Genomic DNA, 21,157 nt, shown 5'->3' on the forward strand with positions numbered 1-21,157 from the left:
ATCTCATGACGCATAAACTAGGCTAACGACAGAAAGAGGGGGTTTTTTGCATTGACAAAAAAGAGCTTTGCTGAGATTCATGAACTTGCTAAAGCATTCCTTGGAGAAGATTTTTTTCAAGAAATGGGTAATATTACGGCAGCTTCTTCCCCCTCACAGCCAGCGGCAGATGTGTATCAATCACGAAATGAAGTTATCGTGGTAGTAAATCTACCGGGTATGGAAAATATACACACCATTGATATCTCGGTAGAAGATACAAATCTTAAGTTAAAAGGAACATTTGAGTCTCCTTATCAAGCATATGAAGCAACATTGATGGAGCGAAAACGAGGAATATTTGAGCGGGAAATACCCTTAGGAGTAAAGGTGCTGCCTAAATATGAATCAGCGCGATACAAAAAAGGAGTCTTAGAGCTTCGCTACCGAAAACAAGTCTAATGATCAAAGGAGGAGGAGACGGTGGGAACCATAAACAACATTTTTAACTTACGCATCAACAGTGTATCCAGCACCGCCTCCGTGAACTTTGGTAACACGATCAATGTAGGATCAGAGAGCAATTCCAAGTCAGTCGGGGGATCTTCTCCAGTTGGCGATTTTTCCAGAAATGCGGATTTTGAGCGTAATATAAATATCGATCCAGATTTAATTGACCAAGGAAGGTCAGGTTTAATCTGATGATTAAAGTAAAAGTAGGATGTATTAACATAAATATAATAGATGGTGCTGCTTCCTTTAATATTGGTACAGCTATCAATCTGCAAAATACAGCCTATCGAGTGTTACAACCTAGACGACCAGAGGAAGAGCAACGACTACCCGAAGGTCCACTTGTTCCACAGAGGCCGATCCCCCCCATTGAACCAGAGCCGCCACAAAGGCCTGTTTTACCTGAAGGACCGTTGATTCCGGAGAGACCACACAGACCAAGACCAGTTAGGCCTTTTCGACCAATCCCCCATCCACGGCCAAGGCGTTAAGGTCAACAAATAATTTTGGTGATGATCAACCAGCACACAAAAATCGCTTGCTTCCTTTTTTTTAAGCGATTTTTGTGTTATTTTACATTTAATAAAATTAGCAAAAATACGACACTGTATATTATTTGGAAAGAGTTGTTTTAGTTGAATAAAAATGAATATGGATATTTTATTTATATTGGATTATTCATTGTGTCATTAATCTTGGTTAAGATATATGGTTGGAAGGACCCAATTTCAAGTTATATCTTTATTTGGATCAGTTTTACTGCATATATTTTAGACAGCATCTTTTTCAAAAAATCATTCCATAAATTAGGTCTTATTTTTCTCGTTTTGTTTTGTATCACAGCAACTATTTATGTATCCATATAAAAAGGGGTTGAAGAATGCTGGGGCTTGATAAGGGAACTATCGTTGCTCAATTTATCATTTTTTCTGTTTTGATAGCTGTGATAATTGGTATTGTCGTTTATACGATAAAAAAGATAAGAGACTTGCTGCGATAAGATACAGATTCTGAGTTATTTTTGGGGGCTAAAGCAAAAATCAAGTTTTTCGAGCATGAAACGATTTTTCAGATCAAAAGAAGTCGATCATTTTCCGTGTATGCAGGAAGATCGGCTCCTTTTGATCTTTATTAGGAATATTGTTAGAACAGCAAACAGAAAAAAGTACTATCGAACAGAAAGTTAGATGAACACATCCTGCTGTTTTTAAGTCTAGAAAAGCTTTCTGTCTCCAGTGTTATATGGTCTTTTAACATAGTGATCTACGACCGATTTGAAAAAAGTTATGAACGAATGTCACAAATCCACTCTCTTCCCCGTCTTAGTTAATGATAGATAAAAAGCGAAGGGAGGCATAGGCGATCCAGAAACTCGTATGGTTGATTGAATCATTCCCGCACTAGGTATTGACATTATTATTTGGACAGATTGGGTTTCGGGTATAGTCTGCGAAAAAATCCAAGAGGTGAAACAAATGACAAAATTAGTTGATGAAATCCAACAATTCGAAGAAAGCGTTCCAAAAGAAGCCATGACTGAAAACAAAAAAATGATCGCACAAGCAACAAAAGAATTGATCGAATCGAATGTAGCAAAGGGATTATCGATTGGTGAACAAGCACCTGATTTTACATTAAAAGATGCCACAGGCTCTTCCATTACCCTTTACGAAGAATTGAAAAAAGGACCTGTCATCTTAACTTTTTATCGAGGTGGATGGTGTCCGTACTGCAATCTTGAATTAAGAGCTTACCAACGAGTATTAACAGACATTAAAGCAGCAGGAGGACAATTAATTGCGATTAGTCCTCAAACCCCTGATTCTTCCCTCACGACAAAAGAAAAAAACGAGTTAGAATTTCTTGTTCTAAGTGATAGAAACGGGAGCGTTGCTGAAAACTACCATTTACTATTTCAGCTGCCTGATTATCAAATTGATATTTATAGATCATTTGGTGCGGATCTTACAAAACATAATGGAAATGATGCATGGCAGCTTCCAATTCCGGCAACTTATCTTATTGACCAATCAGGAAAAATTCGATTTGTGAGTGTAGATCCTGATTTTACAAAAAGAGCAGAGCCTACAAAAATGGTAGAATTGTTAAAAGAGGTTCGCAGGCCGTAAGGGTGGTCGGGAAACCACTGTAGTGTGAGTAACAGGAAGAAAGCGGGTGGCTGTCATCTTGGAAAACATAAAAACGGAACAAATTTATACTGAATATAAACCACTACTATTCTCCCTTGCTTACCGTATGCTGGGCAGTGTCGTGGATGGGGCACATACCGATTTTTTCCGGCTTGGCGGACAATTTTAAAAAATTGTCTGCAAGTGTAACTTACCGTATTACCATGGTAAATGGCCTGCCTGGAATCGTCATATATACAGCTAAAAAAACGATATCTGTCATTTCTATCCAGATTATGAATAATCGCATCGTTAATCTTTACGCTGTTGCAAACCCGGATAAATTGACACATGTTCATCTACAAAAAGCAGAAATGGAAGGTTGATTCCACATGATAGGAACAGAAAATAAAAAACAAGAAATTTTAGAAGCTTACCAGTTTAGACATGCTTGCAAGACATTTGATACCAATAAAAAGATTTCAGATGAAGATTTTCACTTTATTCTCGAGACGGGAAGGTTATCACCCAGTTCCGTAGGCCTTGAGCCATGGAGATTTGTTGTCGTTCAAGATCCGAGCCTTCGTGAAAAATTAAAACCCGTCTGCGGCGGGGCCCAAGGGCAGCTGCCTACAGCTAGCCACTTTGTAGTTATATTGGCTAGGAAAGGCTTAAAACACGATTCGGCTTACGTAATCAAAATGATGAAAGAAATTCACCATATGCCTGATGAAGTTGTTCACGTTCTTTCCGGTTTCTATAAATCCTTTGTCGAAACAGAACTCGAAGATAATGACCGTCTCGTTTTTGAATGGGCAAGCAAACAAACATATATAGCATTGGGAAATATGATGACAGCTGCGGCTCAAATTGGTATTGATTCTTGTCCAATCGAAGGTTTTGATAAAAAGCAGGTGACCTCTATTTTACAAGAGGAAGGGATCATCAAAGACAACGAATTCGGCGTATCCTGTATGGTCGCTTTTGGATATCGGCAAGATGATCCCAAACGTCCCAAAGCGAGACAAACTCTCGAGGAGATAGTTGAGTGGCGATAAACTTTAGATGATATTTCTCAATATCAGAAGACATGTTTTACTAATCGATGTCTTAAGAGGGGGTTGCTAAAGGCGACTCCTTTTTTTGTTTGGTGTCTCTACTGTAGAAATGCAGATGAAACAATATAAACTATGAGGATATTGATGTTTTTTCTGAATTTAGAAAGGCGTTTATGGTGGGGAATAAATATATTTATTTGAATAGTTGACAATAAAATTCTGATTAAGATTATCTTGAATCGCTTTTGTTAAAATAGAGTAGTAGGCATGAAAAGAGGTGTAAAAACATGATACTTTTACCCAACATAATGTTGCTTCCTGTCGTGATACTTGTCGCAATTGTTCTTTGTTTTATTGTATTTATTATCTTGTTACTGAGATTACCATATGAATGGAATTTTACCTCTTTAGCGAAAGTTGCAGATGTTACTGTAAAAATGAAACGAGTAAATGTTTTGTTTTGGTCAAAAGAATACCAAGAAATCACGTTAAAAACCGATGATGAGCGTATATTTCGTTTCAAAAGCCGTTATCCAGTATCTAATTACTATATAAAATCAGGGGATTCGTTTAAAGTGTACTACCATCCTAAAAATCCTAAATATTATAAAATATACAACAGTTCCGAATTAAAATTTATGATTGCCGGCGTTATTTTTTGTGGTAGTGTGTTTTTTCTTATGATTTATCTGATATGGAGTTATATAGCTTCCTTTCATTTTTAGGGTGGATGATGTTCTATTAAATGATTGGATAGTTAGTAATATGTAAAAAATCCAGCTAGGGTAAACCTGCTGGATTTTTGTTGGTATAAGGGAAGTTCTATAATCAATTCGGTTCGACGATAGGATCATTATTAAACATGATATCCTTCTCATTCCTATTCTTCAAAATTAAATAATTTATTCTATTTTATCTAACTCTCTAGATTAAAAGATCTGAAATGAAACCAGCTTTTTCTTACATTGTTTTTTGGCAATAGATAAATAATTTTGAAAATATAAACTAAAAACAAATACATACAACAAAAATCATCAATAATTGATAAATATATAATGTTTGTAAAAATTTAAACATTGTTTTAGAATGAATGCCATATGGGGGGAGGTGTTAGTATGAAAAAAGTTTCCATTAAAATCATGAAGATTATCAAACCAATTGCGTACTGGTATCAAGGAGGAAACTAATATTTTGGGGCAAGAAAGATTCTTTCTTGCCCTGTATAAATGGAGGGAATGACAACAATGATGAACCTTGAAGAGTATAATGATCCAATATTATATGATATTGAAAATCCTAAAATTCTAGAAATTCCACTTATAAAAGAATACAGTCATCCAAAATGTTCTATTCTTGATTTAGCTTGTGGTACAGGCAGGAGAGTCACTATTCCTCTTACAGAGCTTGGTTATCAGTTAGTAGGAGTAGATATACACGATGGAATGTTACTCCAGGCACGAAGTAAAGCGAAAAAATTAGGATTACAGATTAAGTGGATTCATGGAGATTGTACGAAATTAACATTAGATCAATCTTTTCCTTTAGTAATAATGGTTGGCACTTCATTTCAGCATTTTTTAACAAATGAAGCACAAGAATCGCTTTTTCAAAGTATTTCCCAAGTGCTTACTTCTAAAGGATATTTTATTTTTGATACAAGATTTGCTGCTGCGCCTGAACTGATACAAAGTTCACAACCAATTTACAAACGTACGCTTCAAAGCCATAACGGAAATGAATATGATCTTTACCACCAGTCCGTATATGATCCTTTATCGCAAATACAACACTATAATGTCTATCGTCGTTACAAAAAGGGGGAGGAAATGGTAAGTCGTATAAGTTTGAGATATACCTATCAACAAGAAATGGAAAGGCTTATGCGTTATACAGGTTTTTCTATTATTGAATGTTTTTCTTCTTGGGATAGACAGCCTCTTTATGCCAACAGTAAGAAAGTTGTCTATGTATGCAAAAAGAATGGATAATCAATGAATGGAGGTTTTTGGATGTGTAAGGAAAAAGAAGGGATTGTAAATATTATTTGTCCCAAACTCGCTTTAAAAAGTATCGAAAGTAATTTATTATGCGTTGACATATATCTACATATTATGAAACCATCACAAGTGACTAGAGAAACTGTTAAGTTTTTTCTACAAAGATTTGATTCGGAATTGTTTGATATCTATAAATCTACATTAACAGATTTATGGATTGAGGTTTCAGGTGAAATGTCTCTGATGGAAAAAACAAAATGGATTCAACCATTTCGATTTCCTCCAAAAGATCACTGTTTAAATGTTTCCGTAGATGCTGCCTATATGGTTAGTAAATTATTAGAAGAAGCTAATCAAGGGATTCAGTTGACAATTGAAAATGCCGAAGCACTAGATTCACTTTCAATTGAGTTTATCACAGTCTTGACTAGATGTTGTCCATGTAAGATTAACTTAATTTATTCTAATGTGGATTTAGCTGAAAGCATGTGTTCCTCTTTTAATAACAGCTTTGTAGAGGTGAATTATTATCATTCCTCTATTAAAGATGGTAAGGAGAAAGAGAATGATTGTTCCACTTATTCACTTAGCGAAAGATGTTCTCTTGAGAGTAATGAAAAAAAATATAACCAGCCAGAGTTTATTAACTACTTACGTGAAACCAACAATAGTGGGGAACTACTTAGTTCTCTTATAAAAGTAGCTGTAGACTACACGAATGGCGGTTTCTACTATTTTGCCAAAACATTTATTGATGAAGCATTGTCTCTCATACATGTTGCGTATCCAGAGGAGATTCAACATACATACCAACTTCTTCAATGTCAATATATTACCTTTGTCGTGCATTATCAAGGCGATATGGCATTAAGTACTGCCCATAAACAGCTAGAAATCGCTCATCTCCTAAATGACGAAAGTAAGATCATGAATTCTATTTACAATATTGCTATGGTTTATTTAAGGATAGTCCGAGATCCTGTAAATGCATTATCAATGCTGGATTCTTATAAGATGAAAAATACTAGTTCTAAAGAAAACAGAATATCAAAAGCTTTTTGCATGAATGCGAAAGCTTTTGCATTATTTCAGTTAGGCAGATTGGATGAAGCTAAATCTTTTATATTGAAAGCAAAACAAATTCTTGATCCCTATTCCGATGATCGTATTCGAATAGAACAAGCAACATTCCTTTATAATTATTCGCAAATTGAGTATTTCCAAGGAAATTATGAAAAAGCTCTATATTGGATAAGAAAAACCAAAGACTTCGAAAATGACTTTTTCCTTTTTAAGTTGGAGGAAGCAAATTACTTATCTGTTTTGGGAAAATACAAGGAAGCGCTAGATTGTTATTGTACTGCTCAAAAAATGACATCACCTAGCCCTGAACATTTAATTTCAAAAGCTCACACTGAGTATATGAATGAAGAGACAGGGAAGGCATTATCAACTTTAAGGGAATTAAGAATAAAGTTCCCCAATCGAGTAGAAGGGTACTTAGACTCTGCCATGATACTGATTGATTTCAATAAGGAATTTGATCAGGCTTTGGAATTACTTCGAAGAGCTTTAAAAAGGCACGAAAATAATTCATTCGTATGGTTTCGAATAGGAAATTTATATCAGGAATGGTCGAAATTGGATGAAGCTAAATATTACTACAAAAAGTCTCTTGAATTAAACAAAAATTTGGTAGAGTCTTGGATTAACTTATCCTGCATTTACTATGCGGAGTCAGATGTACAAAAAGCCCTTTCAGCAGTAAATAGGGCGTTGAGAATAGATCCAAACAATCAAGATGCAATGGAAAATAAGGAGTTTTTAATTCAACAAGGTAAAGTGGGAGAATGGCATGAAACAAATTGTTGAGAATGACATTGATTTTTTTATCCCGGATTCAGGTGAATTTCAGTATCCTGTTACCTATAGAAGAGATTTTTCCTACTTAGGTTATTTGGTGAGGGTTGAGTCTAATACTACTTTTATAGATAAGGTGATGGGATATTTTTTTGATGAAGTTAAAAGTGGATCAAACTATCAGGAAAAATTCTTTGTCCTTTCCATATTTGTTACGGAAAAATCTACACCTTTGCCAGTTCAACAAATACATAGAAAATATTGCAGTCAAAACAGGTATATTTGGCTCTCTGATAATACTGTAGGGATTAGCGAAGGTAGCAACAATAAAATAACTATATTCTTAACTCCAGAGGATTTGACGAACACTTACTGGTTTGTAAGGAGTTTTATGAGAGTCTTGTTAAATTACACCGTCTACAGACAAAGTGATTCTTATTGTTTTCATGCTTCTGCGGTAGAATTAGATGGTTCTGTGGTTATGTTATTAGGAAAAAGGGGAGCTGGTAAATCTACCTTGTCTCTTAATTGCATGAGAGCAGGTTTTCGATATGTGTCGGATGATTTAGTGTTACGTCACATAAATGACGATTTAACAGTATGGGGAGAGCCTTGGGTAACTTATATTAGATCAAACGAGATTCATATTTATCCCGATTTTAAACCAGATATTTATCCCAAAGACATGAGTAAAAAAGTACTAATCAATTTAAAAACATCGTTCCCCAATAAACTCCAATCAAATGGGTGTTTAGGTGCTGTAATTTTACTAGATAAAACAGAAAATCACACAGGTATCTATCCAATTGGCTACGAAGAAGTGATGGAATATGTTGATCCAGAACTTCATCTATTGAGACTTTCGGAAGAACAAGAGATAATAGATTTGATAAAAAAAGATGCAAAACATTTGTTTCAATCAGTACCAACATACAAGCTATTTACCAATTGTGATATTGATACAGCAGTTAGACATATTCGAATGATTGTAGAGAAGTAGCTTTTAGGGGAGTGATCCGTTTGAAAGGAAATATATCAGGGGAAGTTTTGGACGAGATACGAAAGCACTATGACATATTAGATATGGTGCAAGAGTATGTACAAGTCCAGAAATATGAAAACTACCATCTTGGACAATGTCCTTTTCATTCGGATAGGTCTACTTCGTTTGCAGTTTTGCAAGAAAAACAAATCTATCATTGTTTTGAGTGTGGCATGGGTGGGGACATGTTTACTTTTGTCATGGGAATCATGCAATTGACTTTTGAAGAGGCTGTAACCTATTTAGCCAATGAAGCAAATATTGCAGTACCCATCATGGATACTCCTTCCCATGATCTGGAAAAACAAGAAATTCAACAGATACGAGATGCATTAGATATAGCGGCAAAACTGTATCATCATGTATTGACAGCTACGATTTATGGTCAAAAAGGTTCTACATATGTGAAATCCAGAGGAATTTCGCCAGAAATGACCCAAAATTTCCAAATAGGTTATGCCCCAGATTCATTTGATTTTGCGAGGGATTTTTTGGGGAGGAGAGGATTCAGCTATTCTATTTTAGAAAAAGCGGGTCTACTTGCATTTAGCGAACGAAACGGCAACAAGAAATATTTTGATCGTTTTCGAGATCGGCTTATGATCCCAATACATGATGGCCAAGGTAGGGTAATCGGTTTTGGTGGGAGGTTAATTGGGGATAACGGACCTAAATACTTAAACAGCCCAGAAACACTTATTTTCCATAAACGGAAAAATTTATTTAACTTGCACCGTGCGAAGAATTCGATAAGAAAAGACAATTTGGTCATTCTGTTTGAAGGGACAACAGATGTTATTTCTGCTTATCAAGCTGGAATAGGCTCTGTTGTTGCTACACTTGGAACTGCTTTAACAGAAGAACAAACGAATTTGATTTCTCGCATTACGAAAAATGTTATTTTGTGTTATGATTCCGACTTTGCTGGACAGTCTGCTACACTTCGCGGTGCAGAGCTTTTGAAGAATCAAGGTTGCATTGTAAAAGTGGCACAAATGCCTAGTGGTTTTGATCCAGATGATTACATCCGTAAGTTTGGAAGTGATCCATTTCAACGGGACATCATTTCACAAGCAATGCCTCTATCCTTGTTTCAGCTTGAACAGCTAAAAAAAGCATATAATTTGCATGATGAAGATCAAAAAATGATGTACCTTGCCAAAGCCATAGATTTGATTAACACTCTCCCCAGAGTAAAGGAACAAGAACAATACCTCTATATGCTTTCCACAGAAACAAACATATCATTTTCCGCGATTAGAGAAGAGCTAAAGAAGCGTCCCATAAAAAGAAACAGAGCCAATCAACGGCCACCTGTTATGAAGGGGATGCTTTTTGGGTCTAAGTATATGTCCATTTCTGAAAGGTCAGAGATGCTATTAATCGCACATATGTTACAAAATAAAACGGTTGCCAGATGGGTAAAAGCACATATAGGAACAGAGTTCCAGACGGAGATTTACAGAGAAATAGCTCAATATCTGTATAATTACTACTCACGAGGTGAGGAAGCAAACATCGCAAAATTTATGTCATATTTACCTGTAGCAAAGCTTGTAAACAAAACGGCTGAGATAGGTATGTTAATCATTGAAGCAAGCATATCGGAAAATGTGCTCCAAAGTTATTTGCAAAATATCAAAACTGCTCCATTGCTAAAAGATATACAAGAAAAGGAGAAAATGATAAAAGAACTCTCTGATTCTGATCCTACCAAAGCTGCAAGATTGCTTAAGGAAGTGATAGAGCTTAGGAAGCAAGTTCAAGTTTAGGAGATAGATTTTTTGTGGGAATTTCTGTGAAATGTAAAAATCCAGCTAGGTAAATCAAAGCTGGATTTATGTAAGTAAAGTGATAAGTTTTTAAGGATCAACGGGGTCTCCTTCATAGGTATGTGTCATATTTTATATACCTCCTGATGTCCAATTGATATCAGTTTAACTTAACCTTTAGATACTTGTCCATATAGGTCTGTGCCATGCTCAAGTCTGTAGTTTGGTAGCAGCGGGACATCTTAGCATAGACATCAGGATCAATAATAGAGGCTTGTTGTTCAGCATTGGTTATAGCTTCTTTATAATACTTTAGGGCCTGTTTGAAATCATCAACTTTCATGCAGTAGTCTCCAAAAGTAACCAAAGCATGGTGATGTCGGACGCTATCTTCATTTCTTGTTCCTAAATCTACTGCTTTTTGTAGATTATTTTGTGCTTTTTCCATTTGTCCTAAGGACATATATAACGATCCTAACTGAGTATAAATTGATACAAATAAATGCTCTTTTTTAGTCTCTTTTTCTAATTGTAGAGCAAATAAAAGCCATTCTTCTGTTTCTTTATAATCTTTTTTTAACATACATATGTTACCTAATGATGTGATAAATTCTAAAGCGCGTTCCAGATTTTTATGTGATCTAGCTAACTCCATCCCTTCCAAGGCAAGCTGGTATGCTTCGTCATGAAATCCTTGTTTAGCTGTGATATTAGCTTGAATTTCCATCATATTTAGAACAATTTCATTACTTCGATACCACTGATCTTGTTCTTGTTGTAACATTTCTAGTATCTTCAAGGTTTCTTGATACCGTTGCATTTTTTCAAGGTATGATGCTTTATCACTTAATAAAGCATACTTAATAATCTTCCGTTCTCCATTAGTATTAAACACCTCTAGACCTTGATCCGTATACGATAATGCTTGTTCCAAATTGTGATGAAAATAAAAAGCGATTCGCCCCAATTCCTTATAACAAGCAGCACTAATATTGGAATAACGAAGGTCTGGGTATTTGATCACATCTTGCAAAGCTCGTGTAAAACGATCACTAGCCTTGACATAGTTTTGCTTATGATAATAACACCGTGCCTCCAAATAAAGATAAACCACATACAAAGGATGTTTCTCCTCTACGTTAACCTTCCTGAGTTCCCGATGTGCTTGTTCTGCTCCCAATAAATCAATCTTTTGTTCTATCCGCAGTAAGGTTTTTGCCCAGCCTTCTTCTACATCATTATCTAAGTTGACCATTTTTGGTAGCTGCTTAGGGTCGATATCGAGTAGTTCACAGTATTCGATAATTTTTTTCTCTGATACACCGGAAAATCCACGTTCGATGTTGCTCATACTGGAGGAAGAGAGATGGGCTGCCATGTTGGATAGATTACTCAATGACCAGCCTTTTTTAGAACGCTCCCTGCGTAAAACTCTTCCGATGCTTGTCCGATCGAGGTTCAACATTTTTCTATCTCCTCCAAAACCTACTTTTCATCCTTATTTGACAAGAAACTCCATTTATCCTTTATTTGTTTTTGGATATAAACAAATAAATCAAAAATTAAGAATGTAAAACAGGAATATGCAATAACTGAATATAATAATCAGTAAATATATAATATTTGTAAAATTAAATTATATATTTTAAAATAATATCAATCACAGTTGATGATAAGGGGAATCAGATTATGGGGTTAAACATTAAAGTTGAAGGAGAGAGCAAAGTGGTTCGGGACTTTATCACGTTCCTGAGGACAGATCAGCGTTATACCTTTTATGATGCTGCGAAGTATGTTTATTCTCCTGATAGAGATATGGTGGAGTTTGTGTTTGAAAAGGCGGATGGAGGTGTTAGGTTTGGAACAAACACAAATCTTCCAGTTAGGCAAAGAGATCGCTAGATTTTTGGTCACCTGTTGTGAAGGGGAGCAGTATGTATCGTTAGTCGAACAATTTCGGGCGGCTCGCTCGCGACAGGCATTGATCGATGTTTTCCATTCCTTTATCTATTATGGAGAAGCAATGGAGGTACAAGCCAATCGGCTGCGTGTAACTTCCGCGAAATGGCAGACAGTATGTCAATTTATTCGTCATGGAAAAATGGAGGAAGTACGGCACCTTCATGTTTCCATGATCTCTTGTATTGCGATGTTGGAGATGGAAAGAATTCGCAAGGCACAACAATATCTTACGAAATTATTAGGCGGTTTGGAGTAAGGAAGGGGGAGTTTCCATGCTGACGATGATACTAAAAGGAAAACAAGGTGATCTTAAAGGGTTTGTGACTCACTTAAAAACGCAAACCTTTATGACCATCGAAACAGAAGACTGGAAGGACAAAGAAGAGGTGGAATTTCAATTTACGACCAATATTTTTAAACCGACGATTCCTAAAGTTTGTTATGTGGTACTAGAGACAATGGATGGACAAGCGATACAAATTGAATTGCTTGGTCCTGTGGAGTCAAGGATTACCGATCATGTCACCCAAATAAAAGGATTTAGTTATGATGTTTTTGCGGCTCCAAATCCGAAAACCAAACAAGGAATACGATTAGAAACAAATGAATGCTAAATTTCATGAGAAAAGGATTTCAAAGAAGAGGTTCTTTTCTCATGAAAACTTAAATATAGCTTGAAACATGCTGATAGAAATGTCAATTCGGTCAGGTTCTTCAGATCTTTGGTAGATTTTTCTCTCTTTCCCTACTAATAAGATTACTATTACTCTGCTTTGTTCTCCATGGATCGATCCCTATAAGTATTTTGTCGACAAGCTGAAAGCAATCTATATGGAATGCTTTTTATCTCTATCATCATTTAATGATGTATGTGAGTGTATCAATAAGCAGTCTAATACTTTTTTGGTAAATGGCATAAAGTTATTGAGTATTATTCCACTTAAACAAACGGTTAATAAAGTTCCAACACCAATTGGTCCATGTAAAATCATTGCTATTATCAAGAATACGAGGTAAATGAGTGTTCTCGAAAAAAATATATTTGTTCTAGTTAATTCTTGTATGATTAATGTTAATCGATCAATTGGAATCGGTGCGAAATTTGTGTGTAAATATGTTGCAGTCCCTAATCCGATAATAACTAAGCCGATTCCAAAACAAATAACTTTGCTGTACCATAGTTCAGGTGTTATCAAGTTGTGCAATAAAAAAAGCCACATATCAATACCAATACCTGTTATGAATGCTGTTAACAACCCGAAAACTTCTGGTCTTTGTCTTTTTAAAAATGAATTACAGCATGTTACTATTAAAGCTATTATTATTTCCCAACTCCCCACAGTAAGCCCTACATTTATGGACAGTCCTACCAAAAGTGCATCAAAAGGTGAAGTTCCAAGGTTTGAATGTATAGTAAAAGAAATACCAAGGGTTAATATTAAAATTCCTAATACATAAAAAACATATTTCACTTTACTCGACCTCTTTCCCATTTTTTGTTTTAGATGCAGTGAAATTGTAAAATAAAGGAGAGAGATATGAAAATGACTACAAAAATAAAAAAGTGTACCCTTGAAGATTTACGCAAACTTCAAGAAATTAGTTATGACACATTCAATGAAACATTTAAGCATCAGAATTCACCTGAAAATATGAATGCTTATTTAGAAAAGGCATTTAACTTAAAACAATTAGAACAAGAAGTATCCAATATTTCTTCGAAATTCTTTTTTGTTTATTTTAATGATGAAGTTGCTGGATATTTAAAGGTCAATACCAAAAATGCTCAGTTTGAAGAAATGGGTGATGAATCACTTGAGATTGAGAGGATTTATATAAAGAGCACATTTCAAAAATGTGGGCTTGGAAAATATCTGTTGAATACAGCTATGGAAATTGCGAAGGAATGTAATAAAAAGAAAATCTGGCTGGGTGTATGGGAAAAGAATGAAAATGCTATTGCTTTTTATAAGAAAATGGGGTTTTTCCAAACCGGAACACAATCTTTTTATATGGGTGATGAAGAACAAATAGACTTTGTAATGACCAAAACACTCATATAATTTTGAAGGATAGGTTATTATGTATATTCTAAAATATTTAAGATCACAAATTTTGATGAAATTAGGGGTATTGCTCGGGTTGCATATGTCGGGTAGGTCAGGCACCTCTCCCCTCTAAGAACTGATCGTGCGAGTTTCCCTGCAATCAGCTCAAGCCTCTTCAGACGCCTTTGAAGGATGCGGCTTTTTAACAATAACTGTGAGGGGTATTGGCGCAATCCTCAAAAGGAGGGGCCCTGCCTACTCGACTACTCTAGATACAACCGGGAAACATACCTGTGGAAATACCAATGCGATTCCATGAATTGATGGTATTGATCGCCAAAATCAAGTCCATATACTCTTTTTCATCAAAGTGTTTTCTTACGTTCTCGTATATTTGGTCTGATACTCCTTCGATTGATATGTTTGTAACAGCTTCCGTTAATGCAAGGACAGCTTTCTCTTTGTCTGTGAACAATGGGGACTCATGCCAAATCGGAATATGAATAAGACGGTTCACAGCTTCTCCTCTGTCTAGAAAAGTTTTTGAATGGGAATCGACACAGTAAGAACAACCATTAATTTGAGATGCTCTTATCTTGATCATTTCGTATAATGTTCGGTCAATTCCTGTTTTTAATACCGTTTTCTCCATTTGTAACATCAGTTCAAATACTTTGGGATTCACTTCACGATGATTAAAGCGCAATTTCATGATACTTACCTCCTGTGGTTTAAAATAGATATTAAAGATAATATATATCTATAATAATCCCGTTATTGCACGAGGTCAACTGAAATGGATATGATTGTCATCCATAAGTAGGATATGCTATCGGGTAAAGTATATTAGTTATGATATTTTTTGTGACTCCAAATAGGAAGAACATACTTGGATACATCTCATTTGAGAGCTAAATGTAACGCCAAAACTATCCTACTAGCAATAAGGATGGTTTTGGCGTTCGTAGATTTTTGTTAATTGTTTTCTATTTTTCATTAAAATAATAAGGATTATGGTCTTCCTGCTTCAATCAATTTCTCTGCAATTTGTTCAGGATCAGTGTGAACGGTTGTAAAGTGATCACCGGTTCCTTCAATATAACGGTATAAACCAAGATGGCTGGATTGTACTGGATGCCAACCGTAACCTGGTATTTGTGGAATAGCGGTATCTTCAGTTAGATTCAAATAGCTTTTAGGAATTTGTAAACTGTAAAACTTTTTGAGGTCCAACTTTTGAAACAAGGGACTCGCTGGTTCTGGGGAAATTTTGCTGTACAATGCTTTAGCTTCTTTACGACTAGCTGTATTTGCAAAAGCGTCACGGAACAGTGGGAATGGCAGCATAATTGTTCCGTTACCAGAAGATTCAAGAAGCTGACTAAACGTTGTTTGTATTGGTGGTGGAAGCTGGTCATATAGGCTTTCTCCGTCTTTTGGAACAATAGCATTAAAGAATACCAGTCGGTTAATGCGGTCAGGGACTTGTTCGGTCACTTTGGCGATTACAGTGCCGCCAAAACTATGACCAACCAGTATTATATTTTTCAAATCTTTCTTCTTTATATAGTCCACAACGGATTTCGTAATTTGTTCATGAGTAACGTTTTTCATGTTTTTCATAGAGCCGTGACCTGCATATTCAGGGACATAAACTTTGTGGCCTTGTTTGCGAAGTTTGGAGGCTACTTCTTTAAAATAACTCGTGTCCGCCCATGAACCGTGAACGAGTACAAATGTAAGCTTGTCTTTTTTACCATGAGCAGTTATAGCAGATTTTGCATCATCTGCTTTAACTTCTATTAAATAAGAATTAAGTAAAGTAGTTATCGCTAGTACAATTGCTACTAATCCAAACATCGAATATTTCCTGTATTTTTTTATTATCATTTCCTCCTTGTGTTTTTAATTAGATGCAGAGCTAAGGTCTATTTGCTTTAACAAATAAACTGTAGATTTCTATGAAAAGTACCATCATTTCATTCAGTATCCTGATAACAGGGACCTAGCTTAGTGGAATACTTGATGAATAGAAATAGTATGATCTTTATTTGTATACTATTATGCATGATCGGTTTTTATGTATTTCCATGAACTTGTATTCCGAGTGTGGACTTTTTTGGATAATTCTCAGCTAATATTTTTATCCTTGCTGGTATTATAAGAGGAGTATCAGAAAATCCTAAGTAGAGTTGTGAATTTGATCCAGTATAATGAGAAACGCTATCGTATAGCAGAGTGCCAGGCAAAAATGATAGAATAATATGATACATGTTTTGGAGGTGTTTGTTTTGATCAATGAGGGTGATATTGCCCCAGACTTTACATTGCTCTCCAGTAATGGAACGGAGTCTTCCCTTTCCGATTTTCGAGGGGAAAATGTAGTTTTGTATTTCTATCCAAAGGACAACACACCAGGATGCACCACTGAAGCGTGTGATTTTCGCGATGCCTATGACAAATTTGCGAATTTGAATGCTGTTATTATAGGTGTGAGTAGAGATTCAACCACATCCCATCGCAAATTTGTCGATAAATATGATCTGCCATTTCTACTGCTTAGCGACACAGAAGAGACTGTCTGCAAACAATATGACGTCTTAAAAGAAAAAAAGATGTTTGGTAAAACTGGAATAGGAATTGAACGATCAAGCTTTATCATTGATAAAGCGGGGCAAGTAGTTAAGATTTATCGAAAAGTGAAAGTTAAAGATCATGTAGAAGAGGCACTTTCTTTTATCAAAGAAAACCTTAGCTAGATAAGAAGGAGAGGAAGAGAACGGATGGGGAGCCATACTGAACCCATTATGACGGAATATTACAATTTCTATGCCAATAATCCGACAGATATGGATCAAGATATTCATTATTATGTAGAACTAGCAAAACAAACGGGTGGTCCTGTAATCGAGTTAGGTTGTGGCACAGGTAGAATGAGTATCGCTATTGCCAAAGAAGGAATAGAAGTAATTGGTGTTGATTTTAGTACTGAGAAATTAGCGATCGCAAAGCAGAAAGCTGACGATCTTGGTTTATCCCATCGAATTAAATGGGTGGAAGCGAGCATCACAAATTTTCAGGTTCCAGGTGAGACATTTCCTTTGATTATTATGCCTGACCGATCTTTTTTGCAATTGATCAACATTCGCGACCAACTTAGCACATTAAAATCGATTCGCCGTCATTTGGAAGAGGGTGGATTGTTTGCGTTCCATGCTTTTGTTCCCCATATGCGAAAGCTGATCGATATGGAAGGAAAGTATACGTTTAGAGGCAGCTTTCCAAGCGGTAATGATGAAATGGAAGTCTATGATTTTACAGAACTAGATACTTTTAATCAGATTGCCAATATAACAAGATATATGGAACGTTTTAATGCACGTGGGAAATCGGTCAGTCGAACAAAATCCAAAATCCGTCTTCGCTATATTTTTCCAGCTGAGTTAAGTCATTTGCTGGCTGTATGTGGCTTTAAGATAGAAAATCGATATGGTTCTTTTTATCGTGCACCATTTGATGCAAATAGCGAGGAATTAATTGTAGAGGCAGTTAAGTTAGCTAGGAGGTAGGGAGATGCGGGTTTCAGCAAAAAAAATTCTCGATATATTAGCAGATATGTACCCAGATGCGCATTGTGAACTCGAATTTGAAACACCATTTCAGTTGCTTATTGCTACCATCCTCTCTGCTCAATCTACTGATGTACAAGTGAATAAAGTGACCAAAGGTCTGTTTAAGAGATATCCTACGGCTGAAGCGATGCTTCAATTAACAGAAGATGAATTGGCGAATGAAATTCGGATGTTAGGTTTGTTCCGCAATAAGAGTAAAAATATCTACCAGACTTGTCGTATTTTGGTAGAAGAATATAATGGTCAAGTTCCAATGGAACGAGATGCATTGGAGAAGTTACCAGGAGTTGGAAGGAAGACAGCGAGTGTTGTTTTGAGCAATGCATTTGGTATACCAGCTCTTGCAGTCGATACACATGTACAGAGGGTGTCTAACCGCCTAGCTTTAGTAAAAAGTGAGACTCCTGTAGAAACGGAAAAACAACTGACAAAAAAGATACCAAAGAAAAAATGGCTAGATACACATCACCAATTAATTTGGCATGGCAGGAGACTGTGCATGGCACGAAAGCCGAAATGTTCCATGTGTGACCTGCTTCCGTATTGCAAATATGGGCAAGCTAACATTGACAAGATTATAAGTAAGTAGTTATTCTTAAGTTAGAATTATTTTCGTAAATGAGGTGAAACAAATGGCTAACGGCCGCTTGATGGAGGCAGTGGAAACTTTAAAAGTACAGGGAGTTCGCATGACCCCTCAAAGGCATGCCATTTTAAATTATTTATTGTCCAGTATTCAACATCCAACGGCAGATGAAATATATAAATCTTTATCTGATAACTTCCCCAATATGAGTGTTGCCACTGTGTACAATAATTTAAGATTGTTTCGTGAAGCTGGTTTGGTCAGAGAGCTGACATATGGGGATGCTTCTAGTAGATTCGATGCGAATATGAATGACCATTATCATGTCATTTGTCATCACTGTGGTCATATTACGGACTTTGACTATCCTGTCTTATCGGAAGTAGAAAAGTCTGCTAGTGAGATGACGGGATATGAAGTAAATACACATCGTCTTGAAATTTATGGGACATGTCCAAACTGTCAAAAATCATTACACGAAAAAAAAGAAGAGCGCATGTCCTAAGACAGTGGCTCTTCTTTTTTTGTTTCAGGTGCATCTTTTGGATCAACCGATAAAATTGCTTTGCAATGCATACATTGATCTCTCTTACCAAGAACTTTTGTATCTTTTCCACATTCCGGACAGGTGACTCTAAGAGACTGCGTAGACAATATGCCAACCCAAAAGTAAATCCCCACACTCCCTAGAACGAAAATCATTCCAAAAGCAATGAACAATGCCATCCAACTCGGAACTAGAAAGCCAATATACATAACACCTACTCCAATGAAAATAAGGAGTAGGGCAAAAGTACGTATTTTATTTAGTTTGCCTGATAGTAGCACAGGAAGAGCCTCCCCTCCAAGGCCTTATTGTATCACAGGTAAAAATAGTACAGAAAGATAAGGTGATTTTTTCTTTTTTGTTGTATACTGAGAATAGTTCTCAACGAAAGGTTTTATGGTGAAACACGCTAAGCACAGGAAAAGTTCTCATGGGAAGCACCGAAAGCAGCCTCCTTATAAAGAAGTGCTAAAGAAGACGAAGTGGTCCTTTTGTACCAATATTTCTACGGTCTTGGGCGACTTCATCAACATGGCGTTCCTTTCCTATCTGGGTACAGCGGCCATCTCGGGTGTTGCAGCCACTGCTATTATTTCCTTTTTCTACGTAAGTGTAGACAAAAATGGCATGAAGCAAGCGACTGGTCGATATGTTGGACTATCTACCAGTGAGAAGCTAGAAAATCTGCCACCTAGTCTCCAGCGGGTGAAAGAGGAAGCAAAAGAGAAGAGGGATCTGGTACTAGTACAGTATATTACCTATAACTCTTTCTTCTCTAGTCTGTTTTTGGGTTTGCTAGTTGGAGGACTGGCCATTGCATTTCCAAGAGAAATTCTGGAAATTAGTGGAGCTGAACATACTGTTGCAGTGCATGGGGCGCCATATTTCCAAATTATCATGGGATGTGTCGTTTTCAGTTCCATTGCAAGCTGTCTATCTAGTACACTCAATAGTCAAAAAGAAACAAAGAGTGTGATGATTGCAGCAACCTGCAGTTTTATTACACAAGTTTCGCTTGGATTCCTAGCGGTCAAAGTGCTGGATTTGGGGCTCAAGGGCGTGGCTTGTGCAAATGTAGTTGCGAGTGTGGTACAAGCTGTTATCCTCGTGTACATGCTCTACCATAAAGGATTTTCCAACCTTCTCGTCAAACTACGCCCTGATTGGCGTTTTCAGTGGGATACATGCAAAGAAGCGTGGCCTTACATTTTTGAGAAGCTGAGTTTTCAAGCATGTATTGCATACTTCTGGCACTGTCTTCAGGGGCATGATTTGGAAGTCTTGGCTTCCCAGCGAGTGGCAAATCAGATCACCCTTGTTCCCTTGGCTTTGATTACTGGAGCTTATCCTTTGATCACTGCCTATGTTTCGCAATACCATGGGGACGAAGCGTACAAATCGATTCGATCTTTCACCTCCATGATGCTTTTTGTAGGAACCTTTAGCTGTTTTGTACTGCTGATGGGAACCTACCTTATTGGTCCATGGGTGACAAGTCAGTTCTTTACGAACGATGAGAGCCTGTTGAAGTTGACTCAAATGTGGCTCTTGTTCCTCGTGTTTACCCATAGTTCTAATACAGCATTTCAAATCATGACGTACTCTCTGAAAGCTGCGGGATCGAATAAGATCACTTTGATCGGCAGCCTAGTGAGTAATGGTGCTTGGGGTGCAGCCCTGTATTTGTGGGGATCGACTGGGGACTGGATGGTGGTTTCCTCTCTGCAAGTAGTAGCATCATTGCTGAAATTCACCATTTTGGGTTGGTATTTTTACACTCAAAGGTGGATTCCAAAGCAAAAACCACAGAAAGAACCAGAGGAAGAGCTGGTTGTAAAGCCAGTTCTGTCGACGTTTACTAACTAAAAAATAAAAAGAGAAAAGTGAGCCAAGCACCCCATCTATTTCATATAGGCGGGGTGCAGAACATTTGAAAGGGATAAATCGGATAGAATTAGGAAAAACTTTTTTAAAAAAAGTGTTGACTATTTAAGTCTGTCCATGCTATATTATTTCTTGTCGCCGCGACAGA

The 21,157-nt window shown here is 36.6% G+C and carries 26 protein-coding genes; 21 read left to right on the forward strand and 5 right to left on the reverse strand.

Features of this window, described 5'->3' with window-relative positions:
* The first annotated feature begins 51 nt into the window (after window positions 1-51).
* From AC5WOF_RS18750 to dnaG, 12 genes are all read left to right on the forward strand, one after another.
* A complete protein-coding gene (locus tag AC5WOF_RS18750) occupies window positions 52-441 on the forward strand; it encodes an Hsp20/alpha crystallin family protein (RefSeq protein WP_496051470.1) in 390 nt (129 codons plus the stop codon).
* A 21-nt stretch (window positions 442-462) separates the two neighbouring features.
* Window positions 463-681: a spore germination protein gene (locus AC5WOF_RS18755; protein WP_240877064.1), complete on the forward strand. Its 219-nt coding sequence runs from the start codon at window positions 463-465 to the stop codon at window positions 679-681.
* Entirely contained in the window at window positions 681-983 is a 303-nt protein-coding gene (locus AC5WOF_RS18760) for a hypothetical protein (RefSeq protein ID WP_496051471.1), read from the forward strand. The genes AC5WOF_RS18755 and AC5WOF_RS18760 overlap by 1 nt, the downstream gene beginning before the upstream one ends.
* 984 nt (window positions 984-1,967) lie before the next feature.
* Window positions 1,968-2,621, forward strand: coding sequence for a peroxiredoxin-like family protein (locus AC5WOF_RS18765; RefSeq protein WP_496051472.1), 654 nt, complete (start codon window positions 1,968-1,970; stop codon window positions 2,619-2,621).
* Window positions 2,622-2,667: 46 nt separating this feature from the next.
* A complete protein-coding gene (locus tag AC5WOF_RS18770) occupies window positions 2,668-2,811 on the forward strand; it encodes a hypothetical protein (protein ID WP_496051495.1) in 144 nt (47 codons plus the stop codon).
* Window positions 2,768-3,007, forward strand: coding sequence for a hypothetical protein (locus tag AC5WOF_RS18775; protein WP_496051473.1), 240 nt, complete (start codon window positions 2,768-2,770; stop codon window positions 3,005-3,007). The genes AC5WOF_RS18770 and AC5WOF_RS18775 overlap by 44 nt, the downstream gene beginning before the upstream one ends.
* 6 nt (window positions 3,008-3,013) lie before the next feature.
* Window positions 3,014-3,679, forward strand: a complete 666-nt coding sequence (locus tag AC5WOF_RS18780) for an NAD(P)H-dependent oxidoreductase (RefSeq protein ID WP_496051474.1) — start codon at window positions 3,014-3,016, stop codon at window positions 3,677-3,679.
* A 287-nt stretch (window positions 3,680-3,966) separates the two neighbouring features.
* Window positions 3,967-4,404, forward strand: coding sequence for a DUF3592 domain-containing protein (locus tag AC5WOF_RS18785; RefSeq protein ID WP_496051475.1), 438 nt, complete (start codon window positions 3,967-3,969; stop codon window positions 4,402-4,404).
* A gap of 519 nt (window positions 4,405-4,923) precedes the next feature.
* A complete protein-coding gene (locus AC5WOF_RS18790; protein WP_496051476.1) occupies window positions 4,924-5,667 on the forward strand; it encodes a class I SAM-dependent methyltransferase in 744 nt (247 codons plus the stop codon).
* Window positions 5,668-5,688: 21 nt separating this feature from the next.
* On the forward strand, window positions 5,689-7,548 hold the full coding sequence (locus AC5WOF_RS18795) for a tetratricopeptide repeat protein (RefSeq protein WP_496051477.1): 1,860 nt from the start codon (window positions 5,689-5,691) through the stop codon (window positions 7,546-7,548).
* A complete protein-coding gene (locus tag AC5WOF_RS18800) occupies window positions 7,532-8,536 on the forward strand; it encodes an HPr kinase/phosphorylase (RefSeq protein WP_496051478.1) in 1,005 nt (334 codons plus the stop codon). The genes AC5WOF_RS18795 and AC5WOF_RS18800 overlap by 17 nt, the downstream gene beginning before the upstream one ends.
* Window positions 8,537-8,556: 20 nt before the next feature.
* Window positions 8,557-10,350: a DNA primase gene (gene dnaG / locus AC5WOF_RS18805; RefSeq protein ID WP_496051479.1), complete on the forward strand. Its 1,794-nt coding sequence runs from the start codon at window positions 8,557-8,559 to the stop codon at window positions 10,348-10,350.
* A 160-nt stretch (window positions 10,351-10,510) separates the two neighbouring features.
* Here the strand turns inward: dnaG and AC5WOF_RS18810 are convergent, their stop codons facing one another.
* On the reverse strand, window positions 10,511-11,815 hold the full coding sequence (locus AC5WOF_RS18810; RefSeq protein WP_496051480.1) for a helix-turn-helix domain-containing protein: 1,305 nt from the start codon (window positions 11,813-11,815) through the stop codon (window positions 10,511-10,513).
* A 224-nt stretch (window positions 11,816-12,039) separates the two neighbouring features.
* Between AC5WOF_RS18810 and AC5WOF_RS18815 the strand changes: the two genes are divergently transcribed.
* From AC5WOF_RS18815 to AC5WOF_RS18825, 3 genes are read left to right on the forward strand one after another with little or no spacing between them, the layout of a single operon-like run.
* Window positions 12,040-12,252, forward strand: a complete 213-nt coding sequence (locus AC5WOF_RS18815; RefSeq protein ID WP_496051481.1) for a hypothetical protein — start codon at window positions 12,040-12,042, stop codon at window positions 12,250-12,252.
* Entirely contained in the window at window positions 12,209-12,568 is a 360-nt protein-coding gene (locus AC5WOF_RS18820; protein WP_496051482.1) for a hypothetical protein, read from the forward strand. The genes AC5WOF_RS18815 and AC5WOF_RS18820 overlap by 44 nt, the downstream gene beginning before the upstream one ends.
* A 16-nt stretch (window positions 12,569-12,584) precedes the next feature.
* Window positions 12,585-12,926 carry a hypothetical protein gene (locus AC5WOF_RS18825; RefSeq protein ID WP_496051483.1) on the forward strand — a complete coding sequence of 114 codons (342 nt, stop codon included), beginning with the start codon at window positions 12,585-12,587 and terminating at the stop codon, window positions 12,924-12,926.
* A gap of 213 nt (window positions 12,927-13,139) precedes the next feature.
* On the opposite strand, the gene AC5WOF_RS18830 is transcribed toward AC5WOF_RS18825, so the two are convergent.
* Entirely contained in the window at window positions 13,140-13,784 is a 645-nt protein-coding gene (locus AC5WOF_RS18830) for a YczE/YyaS/YitT family protein (protein ID WP_496051484.1), read from the reverse strand.
* Window positions 13,785-13,856: 72 nt separating this feature from the next.
* On the opposite strand from AC5WOF_RS18830, the gene paiA reads away from it, so the two are divergent.
* The gene (gene paiA, locus AC5WOF_RS18835; protein ID WP_496051493.1) at window positions 13,857-14,375 is read left to right on the forward strand and encodes a spermidine/spermine N(1)-acetyltransferase; all 519 of its coding nucleotides are present in this window, start codon (window positions 13,857-13,859) and stop codon (window positions 14,373-14,375) included.
* Window positions 14,376-14,628: 253 nt separating this feature from the next.
* Here paiA and AC5WOF_RS18840 read toward each other — a convergent pair whose 3' ends face one another.
* Both AC5WOF_RS18840 and AC5WOF_RS18845 read right to left on the reverse strand, forming a co-directional pair.
* Window positions 14,629-15,072 carry a carboxymuconolactone decarboxylase family protein gene (locus AC5WOF_RS18840; protein WP_496051485.1) on the reverse strand — a complete coding sequence of 148 codons (444 nt, stop codon included), beginning with the start codon at window positions 15,070-15,072 and terminating at the stop codon, window positions 14,629-14,631.
* A 299-nt stretch (window positions 15,073-15,371) separates the two neighbouring features.
* Entirely contained in the window at window positions 15,372-16,220 is an 849-nt protein-coding gene (locus AC5WOF_RS18845; protein ID WP_496051486.1) for an alpha/beta hydrolase, read from the reverse strand.
* A gap of 434 nt (window positions 16,221-16,654) precedes the next feature.
* Between AC5WOF_RS18845 and bcp the strand changes: the two genes are divergently transcribed.
* Genes bcp through perR form a run of 4 tightly spaced genes read left to right on the forward strand, consistent with a single transcriptional unit; the run spans window position 16,655 to window position 19,083 of the window.
* Complete coding sequence (gene bcp / locus AC5WOF_RS18850; protein ID WP_496051494.1) at window positions 16,655-17,119, forward strand: thioredoxin-dependent thiol peroxidase; 465 nt, start codon at window positions 16,655-16,657, stop codon at window positions 17,117-17,119.
* 24 nt (window positions 17,120-17,143) lie between these two features.
* Window positions 17,144-17,929 carry a class I SAM-dependent methyltransferase gene (locus AC5WOF_RS18855; protein WP_496051487.1) on the forward strand — a complete coding sequence of 262 codons (786 nt, stop codon included), beginning with the start codon at window positions 17,144-17,146 and terminating at the stop codon, window positions 17,927-17,929.
* A gap of 4 nt (window positions 17,930-17,933) precedes the next feature.
* Complete coding sequence (nth, locus tag AC5WOF_RS18860) at window positions 17,934-18,581, forward strand: endonuclease III (protein ID WP_496051488.1); 648 nt, start codon at window positions 17,934-17,936, stop codon at window positions 18,579-18,581.
* Window positions 18,582-18,624: 43 nt separating this feature from the next.
* Window positions 18,625-19,083 carry a peroxide-responsive transcriptional repressor PerR gene (gene perR / locus AC5WOF_RS18865; RefSeq protein WP_496051489.1) on the forward strand — a complete coding sequence of 153 codons (459 nt, stop codon included), beginning with the start codon at window positions 18,625-18,627 and terminating at the stop codon, window positions 19,081-19,083.
* Here perR and AC5WOF_RS18870 read toward each other — a convergent pair.
* Entirely contained in the window at window positions 19,080-19,406 is a 327-nt protein-coding gene (locus tag AC5WOF_RS18870) for a YgzB family protein (RefSeq protein WP_240877050.1), read from the reverse strand. The genes perR and AC5WOF_RS18870 overlap by 4 nt on opposite strands.
* Before the next feature lie 118 nt (window positions 19,407-19,524).
* Here AC5WOF_RS18870 and AC5WOF_RS18875 point away from each other — a divergent pair, with 118 nt between their 5' ends.
* Complete coding sequence (locus AC5WOF_RS18875; RefSeq protein ID WP_496051490.1) at window positions 19,525-20,991, forward strand: MATE family efflux transporter; 1,467 nt, start codon at window positions 19,525-19,527, stop codon at window positions 20,989-20,991.
* The last annotated feature ends 166 nt before the right edge of the window (window positions 20,992-21,157 follow it).

This window comes from Shimazuella sp. NTD250, from assembly GCF_059510375.1.

Bases quoted from the DNA above. Each gene is read 5' to 3' on its own strand.
- AC5WOF_RS18765 (WP_496051472.1), top strand. From the start codon at position 1,968: ATGACAAAATTAGTTGATGAAATCCAACAATTCGAAGAAAGCGTTCCA.
- AC5WOF_RS18795 (WP_496051477.1), top strand. From the start codon at position 5,689: ATGTGTAAGGAAAAAGAAGGGATTGTAAATATTATTTGTCCCAAACTC.
- AC5WOF_RS18825 (WP_496051483.1), top strand. From the start codon at position 12,585: ATGCTGACGATGATACTAAAAGGAAAACAAGGTGATCTTAAAGGGTTT.
- AC5WOF_RS18815 (WP_496051481.1), top strand. From the start codon at position 12,040: ATGGGGTTAAACATTAAAGTTGAAGGAGAGAGCAAAGTGGTTCGGGAC.
- nth (WP_496051488.1), top strand. From the start codon at position 17,934: ATGCGGGTTTCAGCAAAAAAAATTCTCGATATATTAGCAGATATGTAC.
- AC5WOF_RS18845 (WP_496051486.1), bottom strand. From the start codon at position 16,220: ATGTTTGGATTAGTAGCAATTGTACTAGCGATAACTACTTTACTTAAT.
- AC5WOF_RS18790 (WP_496051476.1), top strand. From the start codon at position 4,924: ATGATGAACCTTGAAGAGTATAATGATCCAATATTATATGATATTGAA.
- AC5WOF_RS18800 (WP_496051478.1), top strand. From the start codon at position 7,532: ATGAAACAAATTGTTGAGAATGACATTGATTTTTTTATCCCGGATTCA.
- AC5WOF_RS18840 (WP_496051485.1), bottom strand. From the start codon at position 15,072: ATGAAATTGCGCTTTAATCATCGTGAAGTGAATCCCAAAGTATTTGAA.
- AC5WOF_RS18780 (WP_496051474.1), top strand. From the start codon at position 3,014: ATGATAGGAACAGAAAATAAAAAACAAGAAATTTTAGAAGCTTACCAG.
- AC5WOF_RS18855 (WP_496051487.1), top strand. From the start codon at position 17,144: ATGGGGAGCCATACTGAACCCATTATGACGGAATATTACAATTTCTAT.
- AC5WOF_RS18785 (WP_496051475.1), top strand. From the start codon at position 3,967: ATGATACTTTTACCCAACATAATGTTGCTTCCTGTCGTGATACTTGTC.
- paiA (WP_496051493.1), top strand. From the start codon at position 13,857: ATGACTACAAAAATAAAAAAGTGTACCCTTGAAGATTTACGCAAACTT.
- AC5WOF_RS18775 (WP_496051473.1), top strand. From the start codon at position 2,768: ATGGGGCACATACCGATTTTTTCCGGCTTGGCGGACAATTTTAAAAAA.
- perR (WP_496051489.1), top strand. From the start codon at position 18,625: ATGGCTAACGGCCGCTTGATGGAGGCAGTGGAAACTTTAAAAGTACAG.
- AC5WOF_RS18810 (WP_496051480.1), bottom strand. From the start codon at position 11,815: ATGTTGAACCTCGATCGGACAAGCATCGGAAGAGTTTTACGCAGGGAG.
- AC5WOF_RS18760 (WP_496051471.1), top strand. From the start codon at position 681: ATGATTAAAGTAAAAGTAGGATGTATTAACATAAATATAATAGATGGT.